The organism is Cellulomonas sp. P4_B5_2 (assembly GCF_056402235.1).
In genome coordinates this window covers 1-10,952 of sequence record NZ_JBFUHU010000213.1, presented here as the reverse complement: position 1 = coordinate 10,952, position 10,952 = coordinate 1, and the positions used below count along the sequence as shown (strand labels likewise).

The following is a 10,952-nucleotide window of genomic DNA, read 5'->3' as shown; positions in this document are numbered from 1 at the left end:
GGCCAGCACGTCGCCGGGCCGCGCGCGGGCACAGCTGGACGCGTTCCGGGACGTGGCCGTGGAGTTCGCCCGGTCTGCCGACCACCCGAACCTGGGCGGCTTCCTCGCGTGGCTCGAGGCCGCCGACTCGCGCGAGAACGGTCTGGACATGCCCGTCTCCGAGCCTGACCCGGACGCGGTGCAGCTCATCACCGTGCACGCGGCCAAGGGCCTCGAGTGGGACGTCGTCGCGGTCGCCGGGCTGGTGGACGGCGGGCTGCCCGCCACGGCGACCCAGGGCAAGGACGGTCCGAAGGACTCGGCGTGGCTGACCGGGCTCGGCTCGCTGCCCTACCCGCTGCGCGGCGACCGCCACGACCTGCCGGTCTTCGCGTACTCCGGGGCCGACGACCCCAAGGAGCTGGAGGAGCGACGCAAGCAGTTCCTGCTCGACGCCGGGGACCACGAGGTCGCCGAGGAGCGCCGGCTGGCCTACGTCGCGCTCACCCGCGCGCGGTCCGACCTGCTGCTCACCGCGGCGTGGTGGGGCGACGGCACCCGGGTCCGCAAGGTCTCGACGTTCCTCACCGAGCTCGCCGACGCCGGTCTGGTGCAGACCGGCGGCTGGGACGAGGCCCCGGACGGCACCGGGACGAATCCGCGCGCCTCGCTGGTGCTCACGGCCACCTGGCCCGCCGACCCGTTCGGCACCGACACCGGGCCGACCCGGCGCGCGCACGTCGAGGAGGCGGCCGCTCGGGTGCGCGCAGCGATGGCCCGGCACACTTCGCGCGGGGCGGACGAGGCCCGGCAGCTGACGGCCGACCCCGCCGACGACCCGCCGGTGCCGGACCAGGAGATCGCCGCGCACCCCTGGGACGTCCTCGCCGAGCGTCTGCTCGCCGAGCGCGAGCGGGCACGCACACCCTCGGGCGAGGTCGAGCTGCCCGCCCACCTGTCCGCCTCCGCGCTGGTCCGGCTCGAGGGCGACCCGGCCGAGTTCGCACAGCACCTGCGCCGCCCGGTGCCGGCCGAGCCGTCGCCGCAGGCCCGCCGCGGTACGCGGTTCCACGCCTGGGTCGAGGGTTGGTACGGCAGCGCCTCCCTGGTGGACGTCGACGCCCTCCCCGGTGCCGACGACGACTCCGCGGTCCTCGACCTGGACGAGCGTCAGCTCCGCGAGGCGTTCCTGGCCACGGAGTGGGCGAACCGCTCCCCGGTCGCGGTCGAGGTGGACATCGAGATATCGGTCGACGGCTACGTGCTGCGCTCGCGGATCGACGCGGTCTTCCCCGACCTGGCGGCCGGCGACGGAGAGCCTGGAGTGGTGGTGGTCGACTGGAAGACGGGTGCTCCGCCGAAGGACGCGGCCGCCCGTGCCTCGCGCGAGCTCCAGCTGGCCGTGTACCGGCTGGCCTGGTCGCGGTGGACCGGTACCCCGCTCGACCGGGTGCGCGCCGCGTTCTGCTACGTCGGTGCGGGCGTGACCGTCTACCCGGAGCGCCTGCTGGACGAGACGGAGATCGCCGAGCTGCTGAGCGCGGCGACCCGCGGTCCGCAGGCTCCGGGAGCCGTCACGCCGCAGGTCAACCGACGCGGCGCGCGGCCCAACACCCCCCACCGCAGCCGTGGGGGCTGGGAGGCGTCGAAGGCGCGACCGCGACCGGCTGCCCCGACCCTGTTCGAGACCGACTGAGTGCCGGTCACGCCATCAGCGGCTCGGCCTCGGCGTCCCGGCCCTCGTGCGTGTGCGCGTCGAGGTCCTCGAGCATGGCGACGGCGTCGTCGATGATCTCCGTGTCCTGGGTGCGCACCCCGTAGAGCAGCCAGCGGGCGAGCGCGAGCTCCCCGGCGAGCAGGGCGCGGTCGACCAGGTGCGGGTCGGTGAGCTCGGTCCGGCGCAGCTGGTACGCCTCCATGACCGAGTCGGTGGCGTCCGGGTGGGCCGCGACGAGCAGCCAGGCGAGATCGTCCGCGGGGTCGGCGACGCAGGCGTCTCCCCAGTGCAGGATCCCGGTGACCTTGTCGCCCTGCACGAGCACGCGGTCGCTGGTGAGGTCGCCGTGCACGACGGTCGGGCGGAAGCGCCACATCGCGACGTCCTCGAGCCGCTCCTCCCAGCGCCGCAGCAGCGCGGGCGGGACCTTCCCGGTGCGGGCGGCCTCGTCGACCTCCGCCTGGCGGCGCTGGCGGTACTCGCCGGCGTCGTACGCGGGCAGGCCGGCGTTCTCGACGATGACGGTGGGCAGCTCGTGCACCGCGGCGATCGCGCGGCCGAGCGACGCGGCGAGGCCCGGGCCCGGAGCGAGGCGCTCGAGCCGCAGCGGGTCGCCGGGGATCTCCGCGTGCACGGCCGCGCGCCCGCCCTCGGGCAGGTGCGCGAAGCCGGCGGGGGCGGGCACGGCGAACGGCAGCTTCCCGCGCTCGGACTCCGCCGCGAGCATGGACAGGAGCACGACCTCGGCCTCGAGGGCCGCACCGGCCGCGGCGTGCTGCGGGGCCCGCACGACCCAGCGGTTGCGGTGGGCGTCGATGACGACCGCCGTGTCGAAGTCGGACCCGGGCTGGGCGGGTCGTCGGACGTCGAAGGCGTCGAGTCCCGGGACGGCGACGGTCGCCAGCGCTGCCAGGGCGAGGGGGGATCGGACCACGCGCCCAGGATAGGCGGGCTGTGCAGCCGTCCCGCCCGAGGCGCTCGGCGTGTTGCGCCCGATTGATCCCGCCGCGCCCGTTTCCGCGAGCCCGGTCGTGGCTCCCCGCGTACGGTGACCGGCGTGATCGTTCCGGATGACCTCCCGCTGTCCCGTGCCGGCATCGACCGGGCAGCGCTGCTGCGCACCGAGGACGGGTTCGTCCGCACGGCCCTCGCCGACCCCGCCACGCGCGTGCTGCTCGTGTGCGACGCCGCCGTGGTCACTGCGGCGGGAGGCCGGACGGTCGCGCTGCTCGACCCCGCGGACGTGGCCCGGCTGCTGCCGGCCGACGACGAGGCCTGGCTGCTGCTCGGCCAGGGCGACGGCGGCGAGGTCTACCTCGCGTGCCGGGTGGCGGACCGCCGGCCCGCGCCCGCGGTGGGGGAGGCGTCCGACGTGCTCGTGCACGCGGCGCCGACCAGCACGGGGCCCGCGATCGCGCCCACGCTGCCCGACGGAATGACCTGGACCGGGCTGCGGGACATCGGCGCGGACCTGTCGGCGGACGAGGCGGGGCTGGCCACGACGGCGGTGGCGCTCGACGCCTGGCACGCCCGGCACCCCCGCTGCCCGCGGTGCGGCGCCGAGACGCGGGTGGCGCAGTCGGGCTGGACGCGGGTGTGCGTGGTCGACGGGTCGGAGCACTACCCGCGGACCGATCCCGCGGTGATCATGGCGGTGGTCGACGCCGACGACCGGATCCTGCTGGGCCACGCGGCCCACTGGCCGGCCGGTCGGTGGTCCACGCTCGCGGGGTTCGTCGAGGCGGGCGAGTCGCTCGAGCACGCGGTCCGGCGCGAGGTCGCGGAGGAGACGGGAGTCGTCGTCGGCGAGGTGTCCTACCGGGGCAGCCAGCCGTGGCCGTTCCCCGCGTCGCTCATGATCGGCTTCCGCGCGCAGGCCGAGTCCACGGACGTGCACGTGGACGGCATCGAGCTCACGGAGGCGCGGTGGTTCTCCCGCGCCGAGCTCGCGGACGCCGTGCGGACCGGCGACGTCATCCCGCCGGGGCGCGCGTCGATCGCGCGGGCGCTGGTCGAGGAGTGGTTCGGGGGACCGCTCAGCTGAGGCGGTCGCGGACCTGCGCGAGCGACGGGTTCGTCGCGGCGGACCCGTCGGGGAACACGATCGTGGGGACCGTCTGGTTGCCACCGTTGAGCGACTCGACGAGCGCGGCCGCGTCGGGGTGCTCCTCGATGTTCACCTCGGTGTAGCCGATGCCCGCGGAGTCCAGCTGCGTCTTGAGCCGGCGGCAGTACCCGCACCAGCTGGTGGAGTACATCGTGAGGGTGCCGGTCTCGGGCAGGGTCTGCGTGGTCATCGGTCCTCGTCGGTCGGGAACTGTGGGCGTCCTAGGCGAGATCGTCGCCCAGGGCAGCAACGTCCGCAAACCCGGAACACTTCCCGGGTCGCTCGAACGGGCGTTGTCCACCGGTCGCGTCGGGGGTGTGGGCCGGTGCTGCGAGACTGTGCCCGATGTCCGCCGAAGCCCTCCTGGACGCCCTCGACCCCGAGCAGCGTGCCGTCGCGACGACCCTGAGGGGACCCGTCCGCGTGCTCGCCGGTGCGGGCACGGGCAAGACCCGGGCGATCACGCACCGCATCGCCTACGGCATCCAGGTGGGGGCCTACCGGCCGGCCAACGTGCTCGCCGTGACGTTCACCGCCCGCGCCGCGGGGGAGATGCGGACCCGGCTGCGGCTGCTGGGCGCGTCCGGTGTCCAGGCCCGGACGTTCCACGCCGCGGCGCTGCGCCAGCTGGGGTTCTTCTGGCCCAAGGTCGTCGGCGGCCCACCGCCCCGGATCCTCGAGCAGAAGGTCAAGCTCGTCGCGCACGCCGCGCAGCTGGTCGGCATCGAGACGGACCGGGAGAGCGTGCGGGACCTGGCGTCCGAGATCGAGTGGGCCAAGGTCTCCCTGGTCACGGCCGACGACTACGCGAAGGCGGCCGCAGCCACCGACCGGCCGGGGCCGGGGGGCATCGATCCGCAGTCCGTCGCGCGGCTCATGGCGGCGTACGAGTCCGCCAAGGACCAGCAGGGCGTCATCGACTTCGAGGACGTGCTCCTCCTGCTCGCGGCCATGCTCGCCGAGCGGCGGGACGTGGCGGACTCGGTCCGGGAGCAGTACCAGCACTTCGTGGTCGACGAGTACCAGGACGTCAGCCCGCTCCAGCAGTACCTCCTCGACATGTGGTTGGGCGGGCGGCAGGAGCTGTGCGTCGTCGGCGACCCGAGCCAGACCATCTACTCGTTCGCCGGCGCCTCCGCCCACCACCTCACGTCGTTCACCGCCACGTACCCGCGCGCCACCACCGTCGAGCTCGTCCGTGACTACCGCTCGACCCCGCAGGTGGTGAGCCTGGCCAACCACGTCATGCACGCGTCGCGCAAGGCGGGCGGACCAGCCCCGCTGGAGCTGCGGGCGCAGCGCGCCGACGGGCCCGACGTCTCCTACGTGACCTACCCGGACGACGACGCGGAGGCGGCCGGTGTCACCGCGGCGATCGCCGAGCTGGTGCGCGGTGGCGTGTCCGCCGCCGACATCGCGGTCCTGTTCCGGACCAACGTGCAGTCCGAGGCGTTCGAGGCGGCCCTGTCCGACCGGGGCATCGCCTACCAGGTCCGGGGGAACGCGCGGTTCTTCGCGCGGGCGGACGTGCGCAAGGCGATGGTCCTGCTGCGCGGTGGTGCGCGGGCGGTGGATCCCGACCTGCCGATGCCGGACGCGGTCCGGGACATCCTGCGCAACGCGGGCTGGACGGAGAACCCGCCGGAGGGCCGCGGCGCGGCGCGCGAACGCTGGGACGCCCTGCAGGCACTCGTGACGCTGGCCGACTCGCTGGCTGCGGCCCCACCGACGGGCAGCGGTCCGCCGACCGTCTCCGACCTGGTCGCCGAGCTCGACGAGCGCGCGTCCGCGCAGCACGCCCCGACGGTCGAGGGCGTGACCCTGGCATCCCTGCACGCGGCCAAGGGCCTCGAGTGGGACGCGGTGTTCCTGGTGGGGCTGTCCGAGGGGCTGCTCCCCACGGTCCAGGCCCAGACGGACGCCGCCCTGGCCGAGGAGCGGCGCCTGCTCTACGTCGGGATCACCCGGGCGCGCGTGCACCTGCACCTGTCGTACTCCCGTGCCCGTCACCCGCGTGCCCGGGCGAGCCGCACCGTCTCGCGGTTCCTCACCGACCTCTGGCCCGACGAGCGCCGCCGCCCGGGTGTGCCGCGGCGCGAGCTCGACGACCGCCAGCAGGCCGTCGTCGACGCCCTCACTGCGTGGCGCGACGCCCACGCGGCCGAGCTGCGCCGCCAGCCGGCGTCGGTCCTGACCAGCGCAACCATCCGCGCGATCGCCGAGCGGTGCCCCGGCACGCTCGAGGAGCTGGGCTCGGTCCGCGGGGTCGGACCGATGACGCTGGCGGACGTCGGCGAGGACGTGCTGGAGACCGTGCGCGCGACAGTCCGCCAGCCCGCCCGTTGAGCCGATCGGGCGATGGCAGAAACTCGTCGAGGAAACTTCGGTTATTCGGTTGTCCGCCCCGCGAGCCCGGTCCTAGTCTGGGCGACGTCCTTGTTGAGGGACCGCGCCGAGAGGTGAGGGTCCGAGCCGGAGAGGGGGTGGGTGCACCGATGAACACAAAGATCCAGACGCCGGACGCTTACGCGTTCCTGCCGCGATCTGTCGCGCCCACCATGTTCCGGTTCCAGGGGATCGCTGCGCCCATCGGCGGCAGCACCCTCGAGCTCACCGGCGGGTCGAAGTCCGAACTCGGACCCGCGGCCTTTCTGTTTCTCCCGGTTGATCCGGGTGGGACGGGTTGGCAGTCGGTCCGGCACCGACGCAACACGCTCACCAGCAAGGACATCAGGAGGACATCGTGCGGCTCACGACGCTGCTCGACACGGTGAACCAGGGCGGATCCGGCGCGTGGCCCCTCACCGACAGCACTTCGGCGACCGACGACCGCCAGACGTTCGACCAGCTCGTCGCCGACTTCATCCCGTGCCGGGCGGGCGACCCCGAGCTCTGGTTCGCCGAGCGGACGGCCGAGGTCGAGCAGGCCAAGGCCCTCTGCCGGGAGTGCCCGCTGATCGAGGGATGCCTGGCCGGCGCCATCGAGCGCGCCGAGCCGTGGGGCGTCTGGGGCGGCGAGGTGTTCGTCGGTGGTGTGGTGGTCGCGACCAAGCGTGGTCGCGGCCGGCCGAGGAAGAACGCGGCCCCGGCGGCCTGAGGCACTCAGCCCGGCGCGCCCACCAGCGACGCCGGGAGGGCGGTGCACCCACACTCGGGGTGCACNNCACTCGGGGTGCACCGCCCACGTGCGTCTGCGGGGCACCGCGTCCGGCAGGGCGACCTCGTACGTGACACCGGCGCCCAGGCCGACGAGCCCGTCCAGGTGACCGAGAACGACCGCGGCACCGATCCCCGCGCAGACCGCGGCGGTCACCGCCGGCTCGCTCGGGGTCGCACCCGTCCGCAGCTGGGCGGCCAGCGTCGGCCACGCCTCGTCGGCGTCGCCGCGGTGCAGGTCCAGGCAGCGCAGGCACGGACCGGTGCCCGGCACGACGAGCGGGCCGACGACCGTGTCGGCCTCCCGGACGACGACCCCGAGGTGTGCCGTCGCCCCGGAGACCAGCGCGGGAGCGCGCACGGGGTCGGCCGCTCCGTCCTCCACCAGCACTACGACGTCCGGCCGGCGGTCCGAGACCGTCGAGACGTGCGGCGCCACGTCGCGCAGCAGCCGCGCCGCCACGTGCTCGCGCGCGGACCCGGCGTCCGCCCACCGGTACCCGCAGACGCCGACGTCGGTCGACCGCACAGGACGCTCGTCGTCGAGCAGCAGGGTGCCGACGCCCGCGGCCGCCAAGCCGACGGCGACGCCCAGCCCGGTCGGCCCCAGCCCGAGGACGGCGACCACCCGATCCGCCCGTGCCCGGACGAGACGGCTGCCGTCCCCGTCGGGCCGCAGCAGGGACCACACGTCCGCGTCGACCGCCACCGGCCCGCGCAGGACGGCTGCGGGCGGCCGCGCGTCGGTGAGCTGCGCGTCGACGAGCACAGCCACTAGCGCGAGGGCGCGCTCGGCATCGGCCGCGCGCGCGACGAGCTCGGTCAGGTCCGTCCGAGGGTCCACCGACATCAGGAGGTCCGCGTCCCCGGGGGTGAGGTCCGTCAGGCGGACGGCCCAGCGCGGGTCGGTGCCCACCTGGACCTCGGTGGTGGTGCGTCGCAGCACCCGCAGCCCGGCACGCAGTCGCATGGGTCCCCTCTCGGCGTCGGGGCCACCCTGGCAGCCCTGTCGCGGACCGCGCGGGCGTCGTCCACAGGGCCGGACATGCCGAAGGGCACCGTCCGTCGCGGACGATGCCCTTGGGCGGGTGTGGTGGTGCTCAGGCCTTGCCGAGGATGCGGTTGAGCTTGGTGCCGCACACCGGACAGACGGCCTTGGCCATCCTGCGACCGGATTCCGAGATCACGACGTCGCCCTCGGCCTCGCGCTTCTCCTTGCACTTCACGCAGTAGAACTCGCCTGCATACGTCTCAGCCATGTGGCCCTCCCTCGGTGTCCGTGCACCGGACCGGGGAACCGCCGGCCGGCGGCTCGGACGTGCTGGTGCAACAACGCCCGCGCGACGTCCACGGTAGTGCTCAAGACACCCACAGCCCGCGGAATCGTGCAGGACGCGCCGTGCGCCGACGGGTGAACCGGAGCCCGTGGGCCCTGCGCGCTAGCGTGCACCTGTGCAGCCCACGCAGGACCTGTCGCAGGTCGAGATCCGCCGCTCACGCAAGCGCGTGCGCACGGTGACGGCCTGGCGCGAGGGCGACCGGACGATCGTCGCCATCCCGGCACGGTTCACGCGGGCGCAGGAGCGCGAGTGGGTGCGCCGCATGCTCACGCGCCTGGCCACGCAGGAACGCCGCCGCCGCCCGTCGGACGACGAGCTCATGTCCCGCGCCACGGAGCTGGCCGCCAAGTACCTCGGCGGTCGCGTGCAGCCGACGTCCGTCCGGTGGTCCACCAACCAGGGCCGCCGGTGGGGGTCGTGCACGCCGTCGGACGGCTCCATCCGGATCTCCGACCGCGTGCGCGGCATGCCGCGGTGGGTGCTCGACTACGTGCTCCTGCACGAGCTCGCGCACCTGCTGCACGCCGGGCACGGCCCGGACTTCTGGGCGGAGCTCGACACCTACCCGCGGACGTTGCGCGCCCGGGGGTTCCTCGAGGGGTACGCGTACGCGGCGGAGCGTGGAGCCCAGGCGTCGCCGGGGGAGTCCGACGAGGACGCGGACCGGCCGGCCGACGAGGTGGACGACGGCGGGATCGACGAGCCGGAGGACGTCGTGTCCGACGAGGTGGACGTCGACGAGCTCACGACCGGCACCGACGACGAGGCGCTCGGGCAGCTCGAGCTGGACTTCGACGACCCGGGAGCGCGAGAGGCGCGCTGACGCGGCAGCCGATGGCGGGCAGGGCCGCGGTCAGGCCGTCGGGTCGGCGTCCGGGTCCTCGCCGAGGATCTCGGCCAGGGCGCGGTCCACCTCGGCGGCGTCGTCGACCGCGGTCGCGCGGCGGGCCGCGTAGCCGGACGGGTCGTCGAGGTCCTCGGTGCCGGGCAGCAGGTCGGGGTGGTCCCACACGGCGTCGCGCGCCGAGGCGCCGTTGTCGCGCGTGATCTGCGCCCACAGTGCGGCGGCGTCGCGCAGGCGCCGGGGCCGCAGCTCGAGGCCGACCAGGTTGGCGAACGTCTGCTCGGCAGGCCCGCCCGCGGCACGGCGGCGGCGGATCATCTCGCGCAGGGCCATGGTGTGCGGCAGGTGGGGGAGCGCAGCGGTGGCGGTGACCTCGTCGACCCAGCCCTCCACGAGCGCGAGGGCCGTCTCCAGCCGCTCGAGCGCAGCCTTCTGCGCGTCCGTCGTGTGCGGGGCGAACACCCCGCCGGAGAGCGCCTGCTGGAGCGCCGCCGTGTCGGTGACGTCGATCGAGCGGACGGCCTCCTCCAGCTGGTCGGCGTCGATCGTGATGCCGCGCGCGTACKCCTCGACGGTGGCGAGCAGGTGCGAGCGCAGCCACGGGACATGGGTGAACAGGCGGGTGGCGGCCGCCTCCCGCAGAGCGAGGAAGAGGCGAACCTCCTCCGCGGGGGCGTCGAGACCCTCGGCGAACGCGTCGACGTTGGCCGCCACGAGCGCAGGGGCAGGCTTGTCCAGGAGGGGGAGTCCGATGTCGGTGGTGCCGAACACCTCGTGCGCGAGGGTGCCCGCGGCCTGGCCCACCTGCATGCCGAAGACCGCGGACCCCAGCTGCCGCAGCAGCTGAGCCGGCTCGATCCCGCCGGGCAGCGCGAGCTCGCCGTCCGACCCGTCGGGCAGGGCACCGCCGAGCGCGCCGACGAGGGCGACGGACAGCGACGACGCGACCGGTTCGGTCAGCGTGCGCCACGTCGGCAGGGTCGCCTCGACCCACTCGGCGCGGCTCCACGCGCGGGGCGTGCCGGTGGACGGGGGCAGGTCGGTGGCGGCGTCGAGCCACAGCTCGGCGACCGCGAGGGCGTCGATCACCTGCCGGGTCTGGCCGGTGCTCAGGGACGGGTCGCCGCCCGCGGCGGCCTGCTGCCGCGCCAGGTCGTGGGCCATCTGCCAGTTGACGGGGTCGTCGCCCGAGGCGGACAGCAGGGCCTGGACCTGGGCGAACACCTGCTGCAGCGCAGCCGGGTCGTCGGGCAGCCCGGACGCGGCGGCCATCGCGCCGGGGTCGAAGCCGCGCTCCTGCAGCTCACGGATGGCGTCGTCGGCTCCCTCGCCGAGCATCGCGCGCATGACCTGCTCCCAGGCGGGCACGCCACCATCGGCTCCGGGGACAGCGGAGTTGTCGGGGCTCACGTGGACCTCCTGCGACGATGGGGCCGGCTGCGAACCACGGTAACCACGCAGCACAGGAACGAGGGATGGTGGCCGGGCAAATTCGCTCAGGGCGCAGCGCGCGACCGGGGACCTCTCGCGGCGCAGGACCGGGTGAGCCCGAGCGCCCCGACGACGTCGTGGTGATCGGGCGGGGACCGATCGCGTCGGCCGTCGGGGCCGCCTGGGGTGGGCACGTGCGGACCCTTGACGAGGTCCCGGAGCAGAACCCGCAGGACGCGCTGGCGGGCGCCACGGTCGTCGTGCTCGTCACGCACTCCGGGGACCTGGTCGCGCCGGTGGACAAGGGGCGCCGCGAGCGGGAGGCGGCGATCGTCGCGCACACCCAGCGGGTCCTCGGTGCCGCGCGGGCGGTCGGGG

Annotated in this window: 7 protein-coding genes and 2 pseudogenes; 5 read left to right on the top strand and 4 right to left on the bottom strand. The window is 74.9% G+C overall.

The genetic code is table 11. The features are described from left to right. On the top strand, nt 1-1,675 hold a 1,675-nt coding region (locus AC1DUQ_RS15105; protein ID WP_477074066.1), incomplete at its 5' end, for a 3'-5' exonuclease. A 7-nt stretch (nt 1,676-1,682) separates the two neighbouring features. Here AC1DUQ_RS15105 and AC1DUQ_RS15100 read toward each other — a convergent pair. Further along, the gene (locus AC1DUQ_RS15100; protein WP_477061518.1) at nt 1,683-2,630 is read right to left on the bottom strand and encodes a phosphotransferase; all 948 of its coding nucleotides are present in this window, start codon (nt 2,628-2,630) and stop codon (nt 1,683-1,685) included. A gap of 123 nt (nt 2,631-2,753) precedes the next feature. On the opposite strand from AC1DUQ_RS15100, the gene nudC reads away from it, so the two are divergent. Continuing rightward, entirely contained in the window at nt 2,754-3,740 is a 987-nt protein-coding gene (gene nudC / locus AC1DUQ_RS15095) for an NAD(+) diphosphatase (RefSeq protein ID WP_477061519.1), read from the top strand. Here the strand turns inward: nudC and AC1DUQ_RS15090 are convergent. Continuing rightward, on the bottom strand, nt 3,733-3,993 hold the full coding sequence (locus AC1DUQ_RS15090; RefSeq protein ID WP_477061520.1) for a mycoredoxin: 261 nt from the start codon (nt 3,991-3,993) through the stop codon (nt 3,733-3,735). The two genes, nudC and AC1DUQ_RS15090, sit on opposite strands and share 8 nt — an antisense overlap. Nucleotides 3,994-4,148: 155 nt before the next feature. On the opposite strand from AC1DUQ_RS15090, the gene AC1DUQ_RS15085 reads away from it, so the two are divergent. Then, nucleotides 4,149-6,149, top strand: coding sequence for an ATP-dependent helicase (locus AC1DUQ_RS15085; RefSeq protein ID WP_477061521.1), 2,001 nt, complete (start codon nt 4,149-4,151; stop codon nt 6,147-6,149). Between the two features lie 1,910 nt (nt 6,150-8,059). Here AC1DUQ_RS15085 and AC1DUQ_RS15080 read toward each other — a convergent pair. After that, nucleotides 8,060-8,218: a DUF5679 domain-containing protein gene (locus tag AC1DUQ_RS15080; RefSeq protein ID WP_175348182.1), complete on the bottom strand. Its 159-nt coding sequence runs from the start codon at nt 8,216-8,218 to the stop codon at nt 8,060-8,062. A gap of 193 nt (nt 8,219-8,411) precedes the next feature. Between AC1DUQ_RS15080 and AC1DUQ_RS15075 the strand changes: the two are divergent. Further along, a pseudogene (locus AC1DUQ_RS15075) lies at nt 8,412-8,969 on the top strand (SprT-like domain-containing protein); the annotation flags it as partial. A gap of 183 nt (nt 8,970-9,152) precedes the next feature. On the opposite strand, the gene AC1DUQ_RS15070 reads toward AC1DUQ_RS15075, so the two are convergent. Beyond that, nucleotides 9,153-10,553: a zinc-dependent metalloprotease gene (locus AC1DUQ_RS15070; RefSeq protein ID WP_477074065.1), complete on the bottom strand. Its 1,401-nt coding sequence runs from the start codon at nt 10,551-10,553 to the stop codon at nt 9,153-9,155. A gap of 215 nt (nt 10,554-10,768) precedes the next feature. On the opposite strand from AC1DUQ_RS15070, the pseudogene AC1DUQ_RS15065 reads away from it, so the two are divergent. Next, nucleotides 10,769-10,952 (top strand): annotated as a pseudogene (locus AC1DUQ_RS15065) (nucleoside-diphosphate sugar epimerase); the annotation flags it as partial.